1 protein-coding gene is annotated in these 292 nt (G+C 39.4%); it reads left to right on the top strand.

What is annotated here, in order from left to right:
* Positions 1–10: 10 nt before the first annotated feature.
* On the top strand, positions 11–292 hold a 282-nt coding region (locus tag SB717_RS35040; RefSeq protein ID WP_410907503.1), incomplete at its 3' end, for an AAA family ATPase.

Below are 292 nucleotides of genomic sequence, written 5' to 3' on the forward strand. Positions count from 1 at the left end.
GGCTTTTAAGATGGACCGGCAAGTAAGAATGGTTGCCTTTTATGCGACAAACGAAAACGTAGGAAAAAGTACGTTAAGTATTGCGATGGCAAATGAGTTAGCTCATTTAGGGAAAAAGGTGCTTTATGTAGAAGCGGACCAAGTAAGGCCAAACTTCGCGGTTGGAACAGGTCTTAGCCATGAGAGTAAAAATATGCTAGGGCTTGTAAGAAAAGAAAATGAATACGATCTCTTGCAGTATATTTGCACAAAGCAAGATTTACTAGAGAAAAAAGTGAATCCAAGGTTGATG

The organism is Priestia sp. SIMBA_032 (assembly GCF_046535215.1).
Lineage (GTDB): Bacteria > Bacillota > Bacilli > Bacillales > Bacillaceae_H > Priestia > Priestia aryabhattai.